This is a genomic window from Streptomyces sp. NPDC107471 (assembly GCF_055582845.1).
Window position 1 is genome coordinate 190,389 of the sequence record NZ_JBVJPC010000002.1, and the last position, 21,072, is coordinate 211,460.

Sequence of the window (21,072 nt, forward strand, 5' to 3'; positions counted from 1 at the left end):
CGCGTTACTCCGGGGGGCGACCCTCGGCCCCCGTAAAGCTTGTACCACCTTGGAGGTGAGGGTGTCCCAGATCGCAGGCGAGCCCGCGACCCAGGACTTCGTGGAAGTCCGGCTGCCGGCCGCGGGTGCCTACCTGTCGGTGCTGCGGACGGCCACGGCCGGCCTCGCAGCCCGTTTGGACTTCACCCTCGACGAGATCGAGGACCTGCGCATCGCGGTGGACGAGGCCTGCGCGATCCTGCTCCAGCAGGCCGTGCCCGGCTCGGTGCTGAGCTGTGTGTTCCGACTCGTCGACGACTCGCTGGAGGTCACCGTCTCGGCCCCGACCACGGACGGTCACGCACCGTCCCGGGACACCTTCGCCTGGACCGTCCTCTCGGCCCTCGCGGGCAAGGTCTCCTCGGCCGTGGACGAGGACATGACCGTTTCGATCAGCCTCTACAAACAGCGCGGCGCGGGACCCGGGCCGGCGTGAGGAACGGGGACGGGCCGGTGCGGGACGAAGAGCGCGGCACACGGGAGCTGCCGGCCGAGGGCGGACACCGCCCTCCCTGCCCGAGCGGCGCCGACAGCCTGGGTGACGACGGCCCCGGCGGTCCGCGTCGTACGGCGGACGGCATCGACGGCATCCCCGAGCAGGCCCGGCCGCATCCGGAGCAGGACGTCGTCGGCACGACGGCGACCGGCCTCCTGGACGACGGGCAGCGTGATCGGAAAGGTGCCGTGCAGGGTGCGCCTCCGGCAGGGCCGACCGGGATCATCCCGGTGCCGACGGAGGCGAGGGCTCGTGGAAGGGCGACGGGCGGGACGATGAGCGAGCACGAGCGAAACGCAGAGGACGGCGCGGCGGGCGCGAACAACACGCCGGTCCCGCGGCACGACCCACAGGACCGCAGCGGGGCACGGGCCCTGTTCGTCGAGCTGCGCGCGCTGAAGGACGGCAGCCCGGAGTACGCGGAGCTGCGGAACCAGTTGGTCCGGATGCACCTGCCGCTCGTCGAGCACCTCGCGCGCCGCTTCCGCAACCGCGGCGAGCCGCTGGATGACCTCACCCAGGTCGCCACCATCGGTCTGATCAAGTCGGTCGACCGCTTCGACCCGGACCGCGGGGTGGAGTTCTCGACCTACGCGACCCCCACGGTCGTGGGCGAGATCAAGCGGCACTTCCGTGACAAGGGCTGGGCGGTCCGCGTCCCGCGCAGGCTCCAGGAGCTGCGTCTGGCGCTCACCACGGCGACCGCGGAGCTCTCCCAGTTGCACGGCCGCTCCCCCACGGTTCATGAACTGGCCGAGAAGCTGGGCATCTCGGAGGAGGAGGTCCTGGAGGGCCTGGAGTCCGCCAACGCGTACTCCACGCTGTCCCTGGACGTCCCCGACACGGACGACGAGTCCCCTGCGGTCGCGGACACCCTCGGCGCGGAGGACGAGGCGCTGGAGGGCGTGGAGTACCGGGAGTCGCTCAAGCCGCTCCTTGAGGACCTGCCCCCGCGCGAGAAGCGAATCCTTCTCCTCCGCTTCTTCGGCAACATGACCCAGTCGCAGATCGCGCAGGAGGTCGGCATCTCCCAGATGCACGTCTCCCGCCTGCTGGCCCGCACCCTGGCCCAGCTCCGGGAGAAGCTGCTGGTGGAGGAGTAGGCCGACCGGCCCCTCCCTCAGCGAGGTCCGGGCGTCCGGCGCACCGCCGGACCCGGGCCCACGTCGTCGCCCGGTCCGCCACCCGCGGCCTCGGCCCCGACGTCCGCACGACAGTGACAAGCCACCACAGCGACAGGCCACCTCGGCCGTCATCTCGCGACCGCGACCGCGTCTTCGGCGTACGGCTACTGCTTGCCGTCCTGCGTCCGCCCCGGGCCCCTGATGCCGAGCGCCTGGGTCGTCGCCGGGTTGATCAGCAGGACCAGCGCGGCCACCGCGACGACCGCGAGGGCGATGCCCGCCGGGATCGCCACGCTGTCGGTCTGGAGGAGGTTGTAGGCGACGGGCAGGGCCATGATCTGCGTGATGACCGCCGGGCCCCGGCTCCAACTGCGCCGGGCGAGCAGCCCGCGCGCGGCGAGGAGCGGCAGCAGGGCGAGGACGATCAGCGTGATGCCCCCGGTGACGGCGGACTGCCGGTCGTCCGGGTCGCCGGCCAGGCCCTCCACGAGCATCCAGACACCGCCCGCGACGAGCGCGAGCCCCTCCAGGGCGGCCAGGGCGGCGGCGTAGGTCAGGCGCCGCGGGCGCGGACCTGCGGTCTCCGGGGCGGTGGGGGTCTGCTCGCTGCTCACCCCTGAAGGGTAGCCCTCGCCTCCCCGGCCCCCGGCGTGAGGCAGGGGCAACGCACACCGTCGCGTGCGGGTTGCCCCACGCCCCCGTGGCAAGGTTCACGCACCGAAGTCTTACGTGATCCCTACCTCGACCTGTGCCCGGTACCACCCAGTAGGTACGCTGCAACCCATGCGTGCACTTCTCGTGGTCAATCCGGCGGCAACCACCACAAGCGCACGTACGCGCGATGTCCTGATCCACGCGCTCGCCAGCGAGATGAAACTGGAAGCGGTCACCACCGAGTACCGCGGCCACGCGCGCGACCTGGGCCGGCAGGCGGCGGAGAGCGAGGACATCGACCTGGTCGTGGCCCTGGGCGGCGACGGCACGGTCAACGAGGTCGTCAACGGCCTCCTGCACGCCGGCCCCGATCCCGGGCACCTGCCCGGCCTCGCCGTGGTCCCCGGCGGCTCCACCAATGTCTTCGCCCGCGCCCTCGGCCTGCCCAACGACGCCGTCGAGGCCACCGGCGCCCTCCTGGACGCACTGCGCGAGGGCAGCGAACGCACCGTCGGCCTGGGGCTGACCTCGGGCACGCCGGGCACCGAGGACGAAGCCGTGCCGGGACGCTGGTTCACCTTCAACGCGGGACTCGGCTTCGACGCCGGTGTGGTCGGCCGGGTGGAACAGCAGCGCGAGCGCGGCAGGAAATCGACACACGCTCTCTACGTCCGTCAGGCATTGCGCCAGTTCTTCGGCGAGGCGCACCGCCGGCACGGGACGATCACCGTGGAACGTCCGGATGCGGAGCCGGTGACCGATCTGGTCCTTTCCATAGTCTCGAACACCTCTCCGTGGACCTTCCTGGGCAATCACCCGATGTACGCGTCGCCTAAGGCCTCGTTCGATAAAGGGCTCGACGTACTCGGTCTCAGCCGTATGACGACGACCGCGATCGCCCGATATGGCACCCAGTTGCTCACTTCGTCCCCCGAACGCGGCCCCCATGGCAAGCACGCGGTGTCGCTGCACGACCTGGACCAGTTCACCTTGCATTCGAAGGTGCCTCTACCCCTCCAGATGGACGGCGACCACCTCGGACTGCGTACGAGCGTGACGTTCACAGGCGTACGCCGTGCACTGCGTGTGATTGTGTGAGCAGAAGGGGCTAAAGTCCTTTCACTCGAACGTTTAGGCCAGGGTCCACCCCATGGAAGTACGGCTGTGACCTAGTCGACACCGAGGAATCAAAAAAAACTTTCCAGAAGGGGTTGTATCCGCCGCTGAGGTTTGCGAGTCTCTACGTGGCGGTCGGGACAGCCCGCAACACCGGCGTCCACAGACCACCGGAACCCCTCTTCAATCCACAGGACCACGCCGAGGAAGACTCGGTGGACGGCCCTTCACTTGTTGAGGGATTCGTGAAAGCGTTCACATTCACAAGCAACTTGCACGTAATACCAAGGAGAGGTAGCAGCCATGGACTGGCGTCACAACGCCGTTTGCCGCGAGGAAGACCCCGAGCTCTTCTTCCCCATCGGCAACACCGGTCCTGCGCTGCTGCAGATCGAGGAAGCCAAGGCCGTCTGCCGTCGCTGCCCCGTTATGGATCAGTGTCTGCAGTGGGCGCTCGAGTCCGGTCAGGACTCCGGCGTCTGGGGTGGTCTCAGCGAGGACGAGCGTCGCGCGATGAAGCGCCGTGCCGCCCGCAACCGGGCCCGTCAGGCCTCCGCCTGACACACCCGCCCCGCACAGCCTGAGCTTGGCGGCGCGTACACCGCGTACGCTTCTCCCGCCCCCGAGCCGCAGCGCGCAGTACCCCCGATGCGCAGCACACGCTGGCAACGAGCATTTGAGCCCCGGACCCCTGAACGGTCCGGGGCTTTTTGCTGCGCCCCGGACCGCGTACAGCCTTACTTCTGCGCCTGCACCGGCACGTCGAGGATCACGCGGGTGCCGCCCTCCGGCGCCGGGACCATGTCGAACGTACCGCCCAACTCGCCCTCCACCAGCGTCCGTACGATCTGCAGGCCCAGGTTGCCCGCGGTGTGCGGGTCGAAGCCCTCGGGCAGACCGACGCCGTCGTCCTGGACGGTGACGAGGAGGCGGGCCTCCTTGGTGGTGCCACCGCGCACGGCCGTGACCTCGACCGTGCCGGTCTCGCCCTCGCGGAAGCCGTGCTCCAGGGCGTTCTGGAGGATTTCGGTGAGGACCATGGACAGCGGGGTGGCGACCTCGGCGTCCAGGATGCCGAAGCGACCGCTGCGCCGGCCGGTGACCTTGCCCGGGGAGATCTCGGCGACCATGGCGAGCACCCGGTCGGCGATCTCGTCGAACTCCACGCGCTCGTCCAGGTTCTGAGACAGCGTCTCGTGCACGATCGCGATCGAGCCGACGCGGCGGACCGCCTCCTCGAGGGCCTCGCGGCCGCGGTCGGACTCGATGCGCCGGGCCTGGAGCCTGAGCAGGGCCGCCACCGTCTGGAGGTTGTTCTTCACCCGGTGGTGGATCTCCCGGATGGTCGCGTCCTTGGTGATCAACTCGCGCTCACGGCGGCGCAGTTCGGTCACGTCCCGCAGCAGGACCAGTGAACCGATGCGGGTGCCCTTGGGCTTGAGCGGGATCGCCCGGAACTGGATGACCCCGTCGTGCGCCTCGATCTCGAACTCACGGGGGGCCCAGCCGCTGGCGACCTTGGCGAGCGCCTCGTCCACCGGGCCGCGGGTCGGGGCGAGTTCGGCGGTGGTCCGGCCCAGGTGCTGGCCGACGAGGTCGGAGGCGAGGCCCATGCGGTGGTAGGCGGACAGGGCGTTCGGGGAGGCGTACTGCACGAGGCCGTCCGCGTCGAGGCGGATCAGGCCGTCGCCGACGCGCGGGGCGGCGTCCATGTCCATCTGCTGGTTGGGGAACGGGAAGGAGCCGGCCGCGATCATCTGGGCCAGGTCCGACGCGCTCTGCAGATAGGTCAGTTCGAGTCGGCTCGGGGTGCGCACGGTCAGCAGGTTGGTGTTGCGCGCGATGACGCCGAGGACGCGCCCCTCCCGTCGTACCGGGATCGACTCGACGCGGACCGGGACCTCTTCGCGCCACTCCGGGTCGCCCTCGCGCACGATCCGGCCCTCGTCGAGCGCCGCGTCCAGCAGCGGGCGGCGGCCGCGCGGGACGAGGTGGCCGACCATGTCGTCCTGGTAGGAGGTGGGGCCGGTGTTGGGCCGCATCTGGGCGACGGAGACATAGCGGGTGCCGTCGCGGGTGGGGACCCACAGGACGAGGTCGGCGAAGGAGAGGTCGGAGAGCAACTGCCACTCCGAGACCAGCAGGTGCAGCCACTCGAGGTCGGAGTCGTCGAGTGCGGTGTGCTGGCGGACCAGTTCGTTCATGGAGGGCACGTCTGCGAGCGTACCCGCGGTATGCGCGTGACCTGAAAACACCGGTCCTGGGACACCCGCGGGCCGCGGCGCCTGGGAAGGACCCTCAACCTTCCCGGCACCGCAGCCCGGAGCAATATCGGCCGTGGGGTGTGCGGTCCCGGTCGGCCGAGGATGAGGACCCGGGGCAGTCAGGGCAGAGAGCTCCGGTTCCTCGGTCCGCCTTCCTGTGCGGGGAAGACGGAAGTCACGCGTTCAATTGTGGACTAGACCACTAGGTGTGTCCATGCGTTGGAGCCTGTTTGTTGTTGGAGCTTTCCCTTGCGGGAGTCACTTACTCGGACGCCCTAACAACCTCCACGCAGCCTAACGCGTGTGGGTTCATGTGCGCGGCCAGACAGCCATGGCAATTTCCGCGATGGCCTCCAACTCCTCGCGGCTCGCGCCGTCGCGCGCCTGCTGGGACATGCCGTGCACGATCGCGCCGCTGTGCCGGGCGAGTGCGCGGGCGTCGGTACCGGAGGGCAGCTCACCTGCGGCTATGCCGGCCCTGATCCGGCTCTCGAAGGCGGCGATCAGGGCGTTGCGCCGGTTCCGCAGGGACTGCGCGACCTCGGGGGTGGTGCAGTTGGTGGCCGCGTGGGCGATGAGACAGCCGTGCGGGCGGTCGGGGTCCGTGTAGGTGCGGGCGGCTTCCCTCAGGGCCCGTTCTACGGCGGCCCGGGCGGTGGGCTCCTCGGTCAGGGCGCGGTCGGTGAAGGCGGCGTAGCGGGCGTCGTAGACGCTCACGGCCTCCTCGAAGAGGGTGCGCTTGTCGCCGAAGGCCGCGTACAGGCTCGGGGCGCCGATGTCCATCACACGTGTGAGGTCGGAGACGGACGTGGCCTCGTACCCGTGCTCCCAGAAGGCCAGGATCGCCTTCTCCAGCGCGGTCTCGCGGTCGAAGGAACGGGGGCGGCCGCGTGGCCTGGACGCCGACGAAGCGGATGTGACCTGCGCTTTCGTCTTGCGACTGCTCACCATGGAGTGAATTGTATAGCGAGTGCTAGAGAAAGAGGGGCGGACTGTTGTACGTTCTTTCTGTAGCGTCCGCTAGGCAATGGGGAGGGGGTTCGACATGTCCGTACCGCTCCCTGGGCCGAAGAGCCCCATTCTGTTAGATTGGTCTAAACCACATGGGCCGTACCGGGTCCGGTCGAGCCCTCTCCGTTCAGACCGTTTCTACAGATCAGACCGTTTCCTCAGATCGGCAGGCCCAGCGTGGAAGTTGTCATCGTTCCGGACGCCAAGGCGGGTGGCGAGCTCATCGCCGAGGCCATGGCCCAGCTCCTCCGGCGCAAGCCCGACGCCCTGCTCGGTGTGGCGACCGGCTCCACCCCGCTGCCCATCTACGAGGCCCTGACGGCGAAGGTGCGCTCCGGTGCCGTGGACGCCTCGCGGGCGCGGATAGCCCAGCTCGACGAGTACGTGGGGCTGCCGGCCGAGCATCCGGAGTCGTACCGGTCGGTGCTGCGGCGCGAGGTGCTGGAGCCGCTGGGGATCCCGATGACGTCGTTCATGGGGCCGGACGGGACGGCTGAGGACATCACCGGGGCGTGCGAGGCGTACGACGCGGCGCTGGCCGACGCCGGCGGCGTGGACCTGCAGTTGCTCGGGATCGGGACGGACGGGCACATCGGGTTCAACGAACCGTGCTCCTCGCTGGCCTCGCGGACCCGGATCAAGACGCTGACCGAGCAGACCCGGGTGGACAACGCGCGCTTCTTCGAGGGGGACATCTCCCAGGTGCCGCACCACGTGATCACTCAGGGGATCGGGACGATCCTCGAGGCCCGGCACCTGGTACTGCTGGCCACGGGTGAGGGGAAGGCGGACGCGGTGGCGGCGACGGTGGAGGGACCGGTCGCCGCGGTGTGTCCCGCTTCGGCGCTGCAATTGCACCCGCACGCGACGGTGGTGGTGGACGAGGGGGCGGCCTCCAAGCTGAAGCTCGCCGACTACTTCCGGCACACCTTCGTCAACAAGCCCGACTGGCAGGGGATCTGAGGGCGGCTTCGTCTGCCGGGTTCCGCCGTCCGCGGAGTGCGGGTTCGTCGTGGCCGGTCGCGCAGTTCCCCGCGCCCCTGAAAACACCCAGGGCGCCGCTCCCCCGCAGGGGAACGGCGCCCTTCGTGTCGTAGTCCCTACTCCCCCGCGATGACTTCCGCCGCCGCCCGGCCGCAGACCCTGGCCGCGCCGTGGGTCGCGATGTGCAGGGCTCCTCGGGCGGGGGCCTGAGGCAGACCCATCTCGACCACGATCGTGTCGGGGCGGGTGCGCAGGACGGTGTCCAGGGCGGCCCCCATCCACGGGTGGCGGTGCTCGTCGCGGACCACGACCACGATGCGGCGGGGGCCGGCCGCGGCCAAGGTGGCGAGCCCGGCGTCCTCGCCGGCGAAGCTGCCCGTCTCCGTGCCGGGCAGCAGGCGGGCCAGTTCGGCCGTGACACCCCAGGGCGTCTCGTCACCGACGGCCACGTTGGCCACCGGGGTGAAGGCGGCGACATAGGGCGCCGCGGTGAGGGGCGTGAAGCCGTCGCCGGTGATGCGCAGTGCCCTGCGGGCGGCGCGCAGTCCCACCTCCTCGTCGGCCGTCAGGTGGGCGTCGGCCGCGCCGGCCGCCGTCCAGTGGGCCAGCGTGCGCACGCGTTCCGCCGCCTCCGCGAGCCGCTCCTCGGGGAGTTCGCCCGAGCGGACCGCCGAGACCAGGGCGTCCCGCAGCCGCCGTACCGTCTCGTCGTCGGCGAGGCCGCCGCCCACGCAGATCGCGTCGGCCCCGGCGGCGACGGCCAGGACGCTGCCGCGTTCGATGCCGTAGGTGCCGGCGATGGCCTGCATCTCCATGCCGTCGGTGACGATGAGGCCGGTGTAGCCGAGCTCGCGGCGGAGCAGGCCGGTCAGCACCTTGGGGGACAGCGTCGCCGGTCGGTCCTGGTCCAGGGCGGGGACCAGGATGTGGGCGGTCATCACCGCGCGGGTGCCGGCGGCGATGGCGGCGCGGAAGGGCCGCAGTTCGCGTTCCAGGAGGACCGACTCGTCCACGTCGATGCGCGGCAGGGCGTGGTGGGAGTCGATCGCGGTGTCGCCGTGGCCCGGGAAGTGCTTGGTGCAGGCGGCGACGCCCGCCGACTGGAGCCCGGTGACGTAGGCCGCGGTGTGCCGGGCGGCCAGGTCGGCGGAGGCGCCGAAGGAGCGGACGCCGATCACCGGGTTGGACGGGTTGGAGTTCACGTCGGCCGACGGGGCCCAGTTGAGGTTGACCCCGCAGGCCGCGAGACGGCGGCCGAGCTCCGCGGCCACCTGCCTCGTCAGTTCCAGGTCGTCCACCGCGCCGAGGGCGTGGTTGCCGGGGAAGGAGGAGCCGGTGCGCACCTCCAGGCGGGTCACGTCACCGCCCTCCTCGTCTATGGCGACCAGGACGTCGTCGCGTTCGGCGCGCAACTGGGCCGTCAGGGCGGCCAGTTGTTCCGGCGAGGCGATGTTGCGGCCGAACAGGCCGACCGAGGCGAGGCCCTCGCCGAGGCGGCGCAGCAGCCAGTCGGGGGCGGTGGTGCCGGTGAAGCCGGGCTGGAGGACGGTGAGGGCGTCCCGCGTCAAGGTGTCGGTGCCGCTGGCGAATGTCGTCATCGGGGGGCGTTATCCCTTCACGGCGCCCGCGGTGAGACCCGCGGCCATCTTGCGCTGGACGAGGAGGAAGAGGACCACGATCGGCACGGCCATCATGGTGGAACCGGCCATCATCGGGGCGTATTCGGTGCCGTGTTTGGTGGTGAAGTTGCCGAGCCAGACGGTCGCGGTCTGGTTCTTCTGGCTGAGCAGCATGAGGGCGTACAGGTACTCGTTCCAGGCCTGGATGAAGCCGTAGACCGAGGTGGCGACCATGCCGGGGGCCAGCAGCGGGAAGACCACCCGCATGAAGGCGCCGGTGGGGGAACAGCCGTCGACCATCGCCGCCTCCTCCAGCTCCTTGGGGATGTTGACGATGAAACCGCGCAGCGTCCACACCGTGAAGGGGAGGATGAAGGTCAGGTAGGTGATGATCAGGCCCGACAGCTTGTCGTACTGGTCGAGGTCGTTCAGCAGCAGGAAGACCGGGATGATCATCGCGACGAGCGGGACCATCTGGACCGCCAGGATGCCCACGATCACGATCTTCCGGCCGCGGAAGGAGAAGCGGGAGATGGCGAGGGCGCCGAGCGTGCCGACGAGGATGCCGATGGCCACGACCGCCAGGGAGACGACCAGGCTGCGGCCGACCGGGCCCCAGAAGTCGGCGATGTCCAGCGCGCGGCTGAAGTTGTCCAGCGTCAGCCCCGTCGGCAGCAGGCTCGGGTCGGGGTCGATCGCGTCCTTGGCCGGCTTGAACGCGGTGTTGAGCATCCAGTAGACCGGGAAGCCGGCCGTCAGGAAGACGAGCAGGCCGAGGAGGTTCCAGCCGGCCTTGGACTTGCCGCGGCGACGGCCGCCGGCCGGGGCGAGTGCGCTCATTCGACCTCTCCGATCTTCAGCATCTGCCGCATGTAGACGGCGACGACCCCGAGCAGCAGCAGCACGGTGATGAGGGCGATCGCCGAGCCCTGCGCGTAGTCGTTGACCACGAAGGCGCGGTCGTAGGAGTAGGTGGTCAGGAGCTGGAACTCCTGCTCGGGGTGGCCGTTGCGCATCACGAACACCTGCGGGAAGACGCCCATGTCCCAGATCACCGAGAGGGTCGTGAGCATCACGATGATCGGTTTGAGGATGGGCACGGTGACGTAGCGGAAGACGCCCCAGGCGCTCGCGCCGTCCAGCCGGGCCGCCTCCTCCAGTTCCGCCGGGACCTGGGTGAGTCCGGCGCTGAGGGTGATGACGACGAAGGGCACCGCGCCCCACACCACGAGCAGCATGATCACGGCCAGGCCCTCGGGGCCGCTCGCGAACCAGTTGTGGCCGATCATCTCGACCCCGGGCAACCTGCTGAGCAGGGCGTTGAGGATGCCGTAGTCCGCGTCGAACAGCCACTTGAAGACCGTGGTGGCGACGATGATCGGCATGCCCCAGCTCGCCACCAGGGCGATGTTGACGAGGGTCTTCACCCAGCCGGAGACCCGCTGGAGCAGCAGGGCGATCAGCATGCCGGCGACCATCGTGAAGATGACGCAGCCGGCCGCGAAGACGACGGTCCGTACGACGACCGCCCAGAACTCGCTGTCGCCCAGCACGCCGGTGAAGTTGTCGAAGCCGACCCACTCGGCGGGCTGGAAGCCCCAGAGCTGGGACTGCCCGAACTTCTGGAAGGACAGCCCGACCAGGCGGACCAGCGGATAGCCGAGGACCAGCACCAGGATCAGCAGACAGGGCGCGAGCAGCAGCCAGGGCGTGGTGTTGAAGGCCCGCTTTCTGCCGGGTGGGGCCTGCCTGGACGGCGGTGGTACCGACATCGGCGGCGGCACCTCGGTGGGGGTGGTGGTGTCTGCGGCACTCATGGCGCGCTCCTCAGCGGTCCCTCTGGTCGTACGAAGCGAAGCCCGCACGGCCGTACGAAAGCGAAGCCCGCACGGCCGTACGGGAAGCAGGGCCCCGCCGGTCTCAACGGGGCCCTGCCTGCGGTCACTTGGTGTTGATGACCTTGTCGATCGCGGTGTCCGCGTCCTTCGCGGCGGCCTCGACCGACTTCTTGCCGGTACCGATGCTCTGGAGCATGGTCTGCAGGACCTGCGCCTTCTCGACCTGGCCCCAGCCGGGCGCCATCGGCACGAACCAGTTGGACTCGGCCGCGGTGGCCGGGACGACGGTCGCCGGGTCGTTCTTCAGGGTGGCGAGGTCGGTCTTGTTGTTGGGCAGGTTGCCCTTGGCCATCAGGCCCTTCTGGCCGGAGGGACCGGTGAAGGCGTTGATCCACTCGGCGGCGACGGCCTGCGCCTTGGACTTCACCGGGACGGCGAGGTCCGAACCGCCCAGGAAGACGGGCATGTTCTTGCCGGACGGACCCGGCACCACGAAGTTCTCGAGGTTGTCCTTGAGCTTGCCGGTCTTGTCGTTCTTCGGGTCGGCCGAGGTCGCCCCCTCCCAGGCCGCGCCGAAGATCATGCCCGACTTGCCCTGGCCGTAGACGATGTAACGGTCGGACTCGTCCTTGGTCTTGTCGCCGTGCATGTACTTGTCGACGACGTTCTTGAACTCGGTGAGGCCCTTGACGGACTCCGGCGAGGAGAGGTTGGCCTTCCACTGGCCGCCCGACTCGACCGCGATGGAGCCGCCGGCGTCGTAGACGAAGGACATGGCCGCGTACCAGTCACGGGTGGGCTGGTACCAGGCGGAGAACTTGTCGCCCTCCTTCTTCTGGACCTTGTCCAGGGCGGCGGTGAGCTCCGCGTAGGTCTTCGGGGTGGACTTGACGCCGACCGAGGCGAAGACGTCCTTGCGCCAGTTGCCGACCCGGCCGCCCGCGTAGTAGGGGACGCCGTACACCTTGCCGTCGTAGGTCACCGAGGCCTTGAGGCCGTCGAGCCAGGCCGAGGAGTTGGTGAACTTGGCCGTGTCCAGGGGCGCGAAGGCGCCCTTGACCATGTAGCCGAGCATCTCGGTGTTGCCCATCTCGACCACGTCGGGGGCCTTGTCGGTGGCGAGAACCGCGTCGAGCTTGGCGTTCTTGTCCGGCCAGCCGTAGTACTCGTGGTTGATCTTGATTCCGGGGTGCTTCTTCTGCACCGCGGCGTCCGCGGCCTTCACCAGCTCGGGCCAGTTGTTCTGGGCGTCGACGGTGAGCCAGACGGTCAGCTCCTTGGCGTCCGCGCCGCTCTTGTCCGAACTTCCGCTGTCGCTGCCACCGCACGCCGCGACGGAGACCACCATGCCCGCGATACCGATCGCGGCTGCAAGCTTGCGCTTCACGCCACCCTCCTCAGGGATGCCCACACCCCCCCGCCCACAGGCCGGGACCTGGACCAATGGTGTAGACCAGTAGGGGGAGCTTGGACCAGACCAGGAAGCCTGTCAAGGGTGCTCGAAACGGCCCTGACCAGCCGTTATACGAGCTACATATGCAGGAACCATTACTAAAGAAGCCAGCGAAAACAGCGGCACCGGAGTACTCTCGTCCGCTAGACCACTCACCTCTGTGGACTAGACCAAAAGAGGTGGCGACGGTATATAGAAGGGATCACGATGTGACCCGCATCCGGAGCCGGGAAGGCAGACCATGAGCAGCGACGTCAGCAGTGCGGAGACCGAGGGCGGGGCAGGCGTCCGTACCGCGCGCGTGCCCAAGTACTACCGCCTGAAGAAGCACCTGCTCGACATGACGGAGACGCAGTCGCCCGGCACCCCGGTACCGCCCGAGCGCACCCTCGCCGCCGAGTTCGACACCTCCCGCACCACCGTGCGCCAGGCCCTCCAGGAACTGGTCGTCGAGGGTCGCCTGGAGCGCATCCAGGGCAAGGGCACCTTCGTCGCGAAGCCCAAGGTCTCGCAGGCGCTGCAACTGACCTCCTACACGGAGGACATGCGCGCCCAGGGTCTCGAACCCACCTCGCAGCTCCTCGACCTCGGCTACATCACCGCCGACGACCGCCTCGCCGAGCTCCTCGACATCACCGCCGGCGGCCGCGTGCTGCGCATCGAGCGCCTGCGCATGGCCAACGCCGAGCCGATGGCCATCGAGACGACCCACCTCTCCGCCAAGCGCTTCCCGGCCCTGCGCAGGTCTCTCGTCAAGTACACGTCCCTCTACACGGCCCTGGCCGAGGTCTACGACGTCCATCTCGCCGAGGCCGAGGAGACCATCGAGACCTCCCTGGCCACCCCGCGCGAGGCCGGTCTGCTCGGCACCGACGTGGGCCTGCCGATGCTGATGCTGTCCCGCCACTCGTTCGACAAGAAGGGCGAGCCGGTGGAGTGGGTGCGGTCGGTCTATCGGGGCGACCGGTACAAGTTCGTGGCGCGCCTCAAGAGGCCGATGGAGTAAGGCACCCGGGGGTGCGAGCGGGGTCGGCTGGGGGTCCGGGGGTCGCCCCCCGGGACAATGCAGCGTGGCCCGCCTCAAGAGGCCGATGGAGTAAGGCACCCGGGGGTGCGAACGGGGTCGGCTGGGGGTCCGGGGGTCGCCCCCCGGGACAATGCAGCGTGGCCCGCCTCAAGAGGCCGATGGAGTAAGGCACCCGGGGGTGCGAGCGGGGTCGGCTGGGCGTCCGAGGGTCGCCCCCCGGGACAATGCAGCGTGGCCCGCCTCAAGAGGCCCGTCGACTGACGCGCACCTGGTGGCGCAACCGCGCTTCCTGCTCTACGGTCCTCCCGAATCCGTCCGGACGGGAGGACCGCCCCGTCCTGCTGATCGGCGGTTGGAGCGGCACTTCACAGAATCGACATACCGATATGCGGACGAGGTCTTCCGCTCTCGCGACACCAGCGCCTAGATTGCCTGCGCGTTACAGGTGATCAACGCTGATCAGTGAGGGGTAGGAATCGCGACATGTCGGATGCACCTGAAGTGAGACCCCCGGTGGTGACACCGGTACGGGTCGTGATCGCCCTCTGCCTGCTCGCCCCGTTCGTGGCGATGCTGTGGGTCGGCTCGTACGCCAAGGTCGACCCCACGTTCATCGGTATCCCGTTCTTCTACTGGTACCAGATGCTGTGGGTGCTGATCTCCACCGCGCTGACGATGATCGCGTACCAGCTCTGGCAGCGTGACCAGCGCGCCCGTCGGGGAGGCACCAAGTGAACGACGGCGTCAACGGTGTGGCTCTCACCGTCTTCATCCTGTTCTTCCTGGCCGTCACGGTCATGGGCTTCCTGGCCGCGCGCTGGCGCAAGGCGGAGAACGAGCACTCGCTGGACGAATGGGGCCTGGGCGGCCGGTCCTTCGGCACCTGGATCACCTGGTTCCTGCTCGGCGGCGACCTCTACACGGCGTACACCTTCGTCGCGGTCCCCGCGGCGATCTACGCGGCGGGCGCGGCCGGCTTCTTCGCGGTGCCGTACACCATCCTCGTGTACCCGCTGATCTTCACGTTCCTGCCCCGCCTGTGGTCGGTCTCCCACAAGCACGGATACGTGACCACCTCGGACTTCGTGCGCGGCCGCTTCGGCTCGAAGGGCCTGTCGCTGGCGGTGGCCGTCACCGGCATCCTCGCCACCATGCCGTACATCGCGCTCCAACTGGTCGGCATCCAGGCCGTCCTGGACGTCATGGGCGTCGGCGGCGGCGAGAACACCAACTGGTTCGTGAAGGACCTCCCGCTGCTGATCGCCTTCGGTGTCCTCGCGGCCTACACGTACTCCTCCGGTCTGCGGGCCCCCGCGCTGATCGCGTTCGTGAAGGACACGCTGATCTACATCGTCATCGCGGTGGCGATCATCTACATCCCGATCAAGCTGGGCGGCTTCGACGACGTCTTCGGCGCGGCGAGCGACAAGTACACCGCGGCCAAGGCGGGCGGGCTGGTCCCGCTGGAGGCCGGTCAGTGGACCTACGCCACGCTGGCGCTGGGCTCCGCGCTCGCGCTGTTCATGTACCCGCACTCGATCACCGCGACGCTCTCCTCCCGCAGCCGTGAGGTGATCCGCCGCAACACCACGATCCTGCCGCTGTACTCGCTGATGCTGGGCCTGCTCGCGCTGCTCGGCTTCATGGCGATCGCGGCCGGGGTCAAGGTCACCAACCCGCAGTTGGCGATCCCGCAGCTCTTCGAGGACATGTTCCCGGACTGGTTCGCGGGCGTGGCCTTCGCGGCGATCGGCATCGGAGCCCTCGTCCCGGCGGCCATCATGTCGATCGCGGCCGCGAACCTGTTCACCCGCAACATCTACAAGGACTTCATCAAGCCGGACGCGACCCCGGCCCAGGAGACGAAGGTCTCCAAGCTGGTGTCCCTGCTGGTGAAGGTGGGTGCCCTGGTCTTCGTCCTGACGATGGACAAGACGGTCGCCATCAACTTCCAGCTCCTGGGCGGCATCTGGATCCTCCAGACCTTCCCAGCCCTGGTCGGCGGTCTGTTCACCCGCTGGTTCCACCGCTGGGCCCTGCTCGCCGGCTGGGCCGTCGGCATGGTCTACGGCACGGTCGCCGCGTACGGCGTCGCCTCCCCGACCCAGAAGCACTTCGGCGGCTCGGCGAAGGAGATCCCGGGCATCGGCGAGATCGGCTACATCGGTCTGACGGCGTTCGTGCTCAACGTCCTGGTCACGGTGGTCCTGACCTTCGTCCTGAAGGCGGCCAAGGCCCCCGACGGCGTGGACGAGACCAGCCCGGAGGACTACACGGCGGACGCGGGCGACCCGGGGGTCGAGGTGGAGCTTCCGCCGGCCACTTCAGGAACCTCGCACTGACCCACCCAGGGGCGCGGGGAACTGCGCGAGCAACCACACACAACCGGCAGCGGGCCTCCGAGAGCAAGACCCTCGGCGGCCCGCTCCCTTCGTGCACACTCACCGCCATGAACATACTGATCCGCCCCGCGGAACCCGCCGACTACGAACGCCTCGGCGAGATCACCGCAAGGGCCTACCTGGACGACGGCCTCCTCGCCTTCGGCGGCGAGGACGACTGGTACCTCACCGAACTCAAGGACGTGGCCGAGCGGGCGAGAACCGCGCAGGTCCTCGTGGCCGCAGCCGGCGACCGCATCCTCGGCGGAGTCACCTACGTCCCCGCCGGCGGCCCGCTGGCCGAACTCGCCGGCCCCGGCGAGGCGGAGATCCGCATGCTCGCGGTGTCCCACGAGGCCCGCGGCAAGGGCGTCGGGCAGGCCCTCGTGCAGGCCTGCGTCGACCGCGCGGCGGCCTCCGGCGCGGACCTCGTCCTGTGCACCCAGCCCACCATGCGGGCGGCCCACCGCATCTACGAGCGTCTGGGCTTCACCCGCGTCCCGGAACGAGACTGGCACCCGGTCCCGGAGTCCCCCGACTTCACGCTCCTCACCTACAAGTTGACGCTCTGAAGTCAGCGCGACACAACATATGGGCCTGCTTCCACCACCCGGCACAAGATGTATGCTCATGCTCGCTGTCGCCGCAGGGGAATCCGGTGTGAATCCGGAACTGTCCCGCAACGGTGTACTCATGCGTGCATAAGCGCACATGAGCGTCAGTCCGAGGACCTGCCGACAGTACGCCCGTGCCGCACCGGCCCGGGTGTTCCGACGTCCGGGCCTCGTGGAATGGGCCGGTGGACGCGACGCCCCGCGCGCTCGTGTGCTGCCCCCTGCCCGCAAGGCCCCGTGCCCAGCGAGGGAGAGCCCCACGTGACCATCGCGCCGGCCGATCCGGCTTCAGCGACCACCCCGGTGGACGAGGACGGTCCCGGAACCGCCCTGCTGCGGACCCTGACCGCGCTGACCGCCGACCTCCCCGACGCCGACCCCGGCCGGGTCGCCGCCGCCGCGCTGCGCGGCCGGTCCGCGCGGGGGACCTCCGCCGAGATGATCGCGGAGTTGCGCGAGCTGGCCACCGAGGCGGCGGCCGGTCTCATCTCCGAGGACCCCGCCTACAGCAGGCTGGCCGCGCGGCTGCTGACGATCTCCATCGCGGCCGAGGCCGCTTCGCAGGGCGTCACCTCGTTCACCGGGTCGGTCGCCGCCGGCCACCGCGAGGGCCTCGTCGCCGACCGGACCGCCGAGTTCGTGCGGGTGCACGCGCAAAAGCTCGACGCGCTGGTCGACACCGAAGCCGACGACCGCTTCGGCTACTTCGGCCTGCGCACCCTGCACAGCCGGTACCTGCTGCGGCACCCGATCACCCGCAAGGTCATCGAGACCCCCCAGCACTTCATGCTCCGGGTGGCCGCCGGCCTCGCCGAGGACGACACCGTGCACGCCCTGGACGAAGTCGCCGCGCTCTACGGCCTCATGAGCCGCCTCGACTACCTCCCCTCCTCCCCCACCCTCTTCAACTCCGGCACCCGGCACCCCCAGATGTCGTCCTGCTACCTCCTCGACTCCCCCAAGGACGAGCTCGACTCCATCTACGACCGCTACCACCAGGTCGCCCGCCTCTCGAAGCACGCCGGGGGCATCGGCATCGCGTACTCCCGCATCCGCTCCCGCGGTTCGCTGATCCGCGGCACCAACGGGCACTCCAACGGCATCGTGCCGTTCCTGAAGACGCTGGACGCGAGTGTCGCCGCGGTGAACCAGGGCGGCCGGCGCAAGGGCGCGGCCGCGGTCTACCTGGAGACCTGGCACTCCGACATCGAGGAGTTCCTGGAGCTGCGGGACAACACCGGTGAGGACGCCCGCCGTACGCACAACCTGAACCTCGCGCACTGGATCCCGGACGAGTTCATGCGCCGGGTGAACGCGGACGCCGAGTGGTCGCTCTTCTCACCGGCCGACGTGCCCGAGCTGGTCGACCTGTGGGGCGCGGAGTTCGACGCGGCCTACCGGAAGGCCGAGGCCGACGGGCTCGCGCGCAGGACCATCCCGGCCCGTGACCTCTACGGCCGGATGATGCGCACCCTCGCGCAGACCGGCAACGGCTGGATGACCTTCAAGGACGCCGCCAACCGCACCGCCAACCAGACGGCCCTGCCCGGCCACACGGTCCACTCCTCCAATCTGTGCACGGAGATCCTGGAGGTCACGGACGACGGGGAGACGGCGGTCTGCAACCTGGGGTCGGTGAACCTCGGGGCGTTCGTCGACACGGCGACCGGCGACATCGACTGGGAGCGGCTGGACGCCACCGTCCGTACCGCCGTGACCTTCCTCGACCGGGTCGTCGACATCAACTTCTACCCGACCGAGCAGGCCGGACGGTCCAACGCCAAGTGGCGCCCGGTCGGCCTGGGCGCGATGGGCCTCCAGGACGTCTTCTTCCAACTGCGGTTGCCCTTCGACTCCCCCGAGGCCAAGGCGCTCTCCACCCGGATCGCCGAGCGGATCATGCTCGCCGCCTACGAGGCCTCCGCCGACCTCGCCGAGCGCAACGGCCCGCTGCCGGCCTGGGAGAAGACCCGTACCGCGCAGGGTGTCCTGCACCCGGACCACTACGCCTGCGACCTCACCTGGCCGGAGCGCTGGGCGGCGCTGCGCGAGCGCATGGCCGTCACGGGCCTGCGCAACAGCCTCCTGCTCGCCATCGCGCCCACGGCCACCATCGCCTCGATCGCCGGGGTGTACGAGTGCATCGAGCCGCAGGTCTCCAACCTGTTCAAGCGCGAGACGCTGTCCGGGGAGTTCCTCCAAGTCAACTCCTACCTGGTGGCCGAGTTGAAGAAGCTCGGCGTCTGGGACGCCCGCACCCGTGAGGCGCTGCGCGAGGCGAACGGCTCGGTGCAGGGCTTCGCGTGGATCCCCGAGGACGTACGGGCGCTGTACCGCACGGCGTGGGAGATCCCGCAGCGCTCCCTGATCGACATGGCGGCGGCGCGGACCCCGTTCCTCGACCAGTCCCAGTCCCTGAACCTCTTCCTGGAGACGCCGACCATCGGCAAGCTCTCCTCGATGTACGCGTACGCCTGGAAGTCCGGGCTGAAGACGACGTACTACCTGCGCTCGCGCCCGGCGACCCGTATCGCCCGCGCCGCTCAGGCGACGGTCCCCGTCCAGCAGGCGGTCCCGGAGGACGCCGTCGCCTGCTCCCTGGAAAACCCCGAGTCCTGCGAGGCCTGCCAGTGATGACCACCGAAGCCAAGAACCTTCTCGACCCGGGCTTCGAGCTGACCCTGCGCCCCATGCGCTACCCGGACTTCTACGAGCGCTACCGGGACGCCATCAAGAACACCTGGACCGTCGAGGAGGTCGACCTCCACTCGGACGTCGCCGACCTGGCGAAGCTGTCCCCAAAGGAGCAGCACCTGATCGGCCGGCTGGTCGCGTTCTTCGCGACGGGCGACTCGATCGTGGCGAACAACCTGGTGCTGACCCTCTACAAGCACATCAACTCCCCCGAGGCGCGCCTGTACCTGAGCAGGCAGCTCTTCGAGGAGGCCGTCCACGTCCAGTTCTATCTGACGCTCCTGGACACCTACCTCCCCGACCCGGAGGACCGGGCGGCGGCCTTCGACGCCGTCGAGAGCATCCCCTCGATCCGCGAGAAGGCCGAGTTCTGCTTCAAGTGGATCAACGAGGTCGAGAAGCTGGACCGGCTGGAGTCCCAGGCCGACCGCCGCCGCTTCCTGCTCAACCTGATCTGCTTCGCCGCGTGCATCGAGGGCCTCTTCTTCTACGGTGCCTTCGCGTACGTCTACTGGTTCCGCAGCCGGGGTCTGCTGCACGGTCTCGCCACCGGCACCAACTGGGTGTTCCGCGACGAGACCATGCACATGTCGTTCGCCTTCGACGTGGTCGACACCGTCCGCAAGGAGGAGCCGGAGCTCTTCGACGACCGGCTCCAGCAGCAGGTCACCGACATGCTGGCGGAGGCGGTCGAGGCGGAGCTCCAGTTCGCGCGGGACCTGTGCGGCGAGGGACTGCCGGGCATGAACACCGAGTCGATGCGGCAGTACCTGGAGTGCGTCGCCGACCAGCGTCTGACGCGCCTCGGCTTCGCCCCGGTGTACGGCTCGGAGAACCCGTTCTCCTTCATGGAGCTCCAGGGCGTCCAGGAGCTGACCAACTTTTTCGAGCGGCGTCCGTCCGCGTACCAGGTGGCCGTGGAGGGCACGGTCGACCTGGACGAGGATTTCTGACAGGTTCGCTTCAAAACTCGGTGGATCCGGGTACGCGTGCGGCACGTCTCATCGACGAGGAGGCCACCCCCATGCGCCCTACGACCCACCGCACAGCCCTCGCCCTGGCGGCACTGACCCTGCTGCTCGCGGGGTGCGGGACCGGGGCCGGAAGCGAAGGGGGCGACGGCGACACGGTGTCGCCGCCGCCCTCGTCGTCGTCCCCGCCCCGGTCCGCGTCACCGTCTGCCTCGCCGACACCGTCACCTTCACCGTCGGCCTCGCTGTCGCCGCCGCCGTCGTCGTCCTCGGAGTGCACGGACGCCGCGGAGCTGGACGCCGGTGACAGCGGCAGCACGGTCTGTCTCGCGGTGGGCGAGACCGTCCGTGTCTCGCTGGACGGCACGAAGGACCGCCCCTGGAAACCGGTCAGCACCGAGGGCGGCGGGCTGGAGGCCACCAACAGCGGGATCGTGCTGCTGCCGGGTGACGCGAATGCCGCGTACAAGGCGGTCTCGGCCGGCCGGGTGGAGCTGAGTTCACAGCGCCCCCTGTGCGCGACGGAGACCGGCCGGGTCTCCTGCAAGGGCATTCAGGAGTGGCGGGTCACCGTCCTGGTCACCTGAGCACGACCGCGTCCCCGGCCGACAGGTCAGACCGTGCGAGCGGCCCCGTGGGCGGCCCGGTACTCGCGTGCCTTCCTGATCTGACGGTCGACTCGCTTGTCGTGCACGATCCCGATCACCGAGGGGAGGATCAGGAGGACGAAGATGGCGAAAACAGTCAGCATGGCGATCAGTCCTTCTGTCTGCGCTGAAGTCATGTC

The 21,072-nt window shown here is 69.3% G+C and carries 20 protein-coding genes and 1 riboswitch; of the genes, 12 read left to right on the forward strand and 8 right to left on the reverse strand.

Annotated elements, in window-relative coordinates; genetic code table 11:
* Positions 1–61: 61 nt before the first annotated feature.
* Together ACZ66S_RS05755 and ACZ66S_RS05760 are read left to right on the forward strand one after the other, a co-directional pair.
* Positions 62–475, forward strand: coding sequence for an ATP-binding protein (locus ACZ66S_RS05755; RefSeq protein WP_469899924.1), 414 nt, complete (start codon positions 62–64; stop codon positions 473–475).
* Positions 476–492: 17 nt separating this feature from the next.
* Entirely contained in the window at positions 493–1,638 is a 1,146-nt protein-coding gene (locus tag ACZ66S_RS05760; protein WP_469899926.1) for an RNA polymerase sigma factor SigF, read from the forward strand.
* A gap of 185 nt (positions 1,639–1,823) precedes the next feature.
* Here the strand turns inward: ACZ66S_RS05760 and ACZ66S_RS05765 are convergent, their stop codons facing one another.
* A complete protein-coding gene (locus tag ACZ66S_RS05765) occupies positions 1,824–2,273 on the reverse strand; it encodes a hypothetical protein (protein ID WP_469899928.1) in 450 nt (149 codons plus the stop codon).
* Positions 2,274–2,442: 169 nt separating this feature from the next.
* Here ACZ66S_RS05765 and ACZ66S_RS05770 point away from each other — a divergent pair, with 169 nt between their 5' ends.
* Together ACZ66S_RS05770 and ACZ66S_RS05775 are read left to right on the forward strand one after the other, a co-directional pair.
* Positions 2,443–3,411 carry a diacylglycerol/lipid kinase family protein gene (locus ACZ66S_RS05770; RefSeq protein WP_469900859.1) on the forward strand — a complete coding sequence of 323 codons (969 nt, stop codon included), beginning with the start codon at positions 2,443–2,445 and terminating at the stop codon, positions 3,409–3,411.
* Between the two features lie 321 nt (positions 3,412–3,732).
* Entirely contained in the window at positions 3,733–3,990 is a 258-nt protein-coding gene (locus ACZ66S_RS05775) for a WhiB family transcriptional regulator (protein ID WP_006142322.1), read from the forward strand.
* Positions 3,991–4,166: 176 nt separating this feature from the next.
* Here ACZ66S_RS05775 and ACZ66S_RS05780 read toward each other — a convergent pair whose 3' ends face one another.
* Both ACZ66S_RS05780 and ACZ66S_RS05785 read right to left on the reverse strand, forming a co-directional pair.
* Positions 4,167–5,633, reverse strand: coding sequence for a sensor histidine kinase (locus ACZ66S_RS05780; protein WP_469900860.1), 1,467 nt, complete (start codon positions 5,631–5,633; stop codon positions 4,167–4,169).
* A 369-nt stretch (positions 5,634–6,002) separates the two neighbouring features.
* The gene (locus tag ACZ66S_RS05785; protein ID WP_469899930.1) at positions 6,003–6,644 is read right to left on the reverse strand and encodes a TetR/AcrR family transcriptional regulator; all 642 of its coding nucleotides are present in this window, start codon (positions 6,642–6,644) and stop codon (positions 6,003–6,005) included.
* A gap of 237 nt (positions 6,645–6,881) precedes the next feature.
* On the opposite strand from ACZ66S_RS05785, the gene nagB reads away from it, so the two are divergent.
* A complete protein-coding gene (gene nagB, locus ACZ66S_RS05790; RefSeq protein WP_469899931.1) occupies positions 6,882–7,667 on the forward strand; it encodes a glucosamine-6-phosphate deaminase in 786 nt (261 codons plus the stop codon).
* 137 nt (positions 7,668–7,804) lie between these two features.
* On the opposite strand, the gene ACZ66S_RS05795 is transcribed toward nagB, so the two are convergent.
* The 4 genes from ACZ66S_RS05795 to ACZ66S_RS05810 form a co-directional block, all read right to left on the reverse strand.
* On the reverse strand, positions 7,805–9,286 hold the full coding sequence (locus tag ACZ66S_RS05795; protein ID WP_469899932.1) for a glycoside hydrolase family 3 protein: 1,482 nt from the start codon (positions 9,284–9,286) through the stop codon (positions 7,805–7,807).
* 9 nt (positions 9,287–9,295) lie between these two features.
* Positions 9,296–10,147, reverse strand: a complete 852-nt coding sequence (locus ACZ66S_RS05800; RefSeq protein ID WP_469899934.1) for a carbohydrate ABC transporter permease — start codon at positions 10,145–10,147, stop codon at positions 9,296–9,298.
* On the reverse strand, positions 10,144–11,124 hold the full coding sequence (locus ACZ66S_RS05805; protein ID WP_469899936.1) for a carbohydrate ABC transporter permease: 981 nt from the start codon (positions 11,122–11,124) through the stop codon (positions 10,144–10,146). The genes ACZ66S_RS05800 and ACZ66S_RS05805 overlap by 4 nt, the downstream gene beginning before the upstream one ends.
* Positions 11,125–11,248: 124 nt before the next feature.
* Positions 11,249–12,532 carry an extracellular solute-binding protein gene (locus ACZ66S_RS05810; RefSeq protein WP_469899937.1) on the reverse strand — a complete coding sequence of 428 codons (1,284 nt, stop codon included), beginning with the start codon at positions 12,530–12,532 and terminating at the stop codon, positions 11,249–11,251.
* A gap of 307 nt (positions 12,533–12,839) precedes the next feature.
* On the opposite strand from ACZ66S_RS05810, the gene ACZ66S_RS05815 reads away from it, so the two are divergent.
* The 7 genes from ACZ66S_RS05815 (at position 12,840) to ACZ66S_RS05845 (ending at position 20,872) form a co-directional block, all read left to right on the forward strand.
* Positions 12,840–13,604, forward strand: coding sequence for a GntR family transcriptional regulator (locus tag ACZ66S_RS05815; RefSeq protein ID WP_469899938.1), 765 nt, complete (start codon positions 12,840–12,842; stop codon positions 13,602–13,604).
* Positions 13,605–14,108: 504 nt separating this feature from the next.
* On the forward strand, positions 14,109–14,360 hold the full coding sequence (locus tag ACZ66S_RS05820) for a DUF3311 domain-containing protein (protein ID WP_053847906.1): 252 nt from the start codon (positions 14,109–14,111) through the stop codon (positions 14,358–14,360).
* Complete coding sequence (gene mctP, locus ACZ66S_RS05825; protein ID WP_469899940.1) at positions 14,357–15,967, forward strand: monocarboxylate uptake permease MctP; 1,611 nt, start codon at positions 14,357–14,359, stop codon at positions 15,965–15,967. The genes ACZ66S_RS05820 and mctP overlap by 4 nt, the downstream gene beginning before the upstream one ends.
* Positions 15,968–16,074: 107 nt before the next feature.
* Positions 16,075–16,578 carry a GNAT family N-acetyltransferase gene (locus ACZ66S_RS05830; RefSeq protein WP_469899941.1) on the forward strand — a complete coding sequence of 168 codons (504 nt, stop codon included), beginning with the start codon at positions 16,075–16,077 and terminating at the stop codon, positions 16,576–16,578.
* A gap of 52 nt (positions 16,579–16,630) precedes the next feature.
* A riboswitch (cobalamin riboswitch) is annotated at positions 16,631–16,759 on the forward strand.
* 122 nt (positions 16,760–16,881) lie between these two features.
* A complete protein-coding gene (locus tag ACZ66S_RS05835; RefSeq protein WP_469899942.1) occupies positions 16,882–19,254 on the forward strand; it encodes a ribonucleoside-diphosphate reductase subunit alpha in 2,373 nt (790 codons plus the stop codon).
* A complete protein-coding gene (locus tag ACZ66S_RS05840) occupies positions 19,254–20,267 on the forward strand; it encodes a ribonucleotide-diphosphate reductase subunit beta (protein ID WP_469899944.1) in 1,014 nt (337 codons plus the stop codon). The genes ACZ66S_RS05835 and ACZ66S_RS05840 overlap by 1 nt, the downstream gene beginning before the upstream one ends.
* A 71-nt stretch (positions 20,268–20,338) precedes the next feature.
* Positions 20,339–20,872, forward strand: coding sequence for a hypothetical protein (locus ACZ66S_RS05845; RefSeq protein WP_469899945.1), 534 nt, complete (start codon positions 20,339–20,341; stop codon positions 20,870–20,872).
* Positions 20,873–20,898: 26 nt separating this feature from the next.
* On the opposite strand, the gene ACZ66S_RS05850 is transcribed toward ACZ66S_RS05845, so the two are convergent.
* Complete coding sequence (locus tag ACZ66S_RS05850; RefSeq protein WP_469899946.1) at positions 20,899–21,069, reverse strand: hypothetical protein; 171 nt, start codon at positions 21,067–21,069, stop codon at positions 20,899–20,901.
* Positions 21,070–21,072 lie beyond the last annotated feature (3 nt).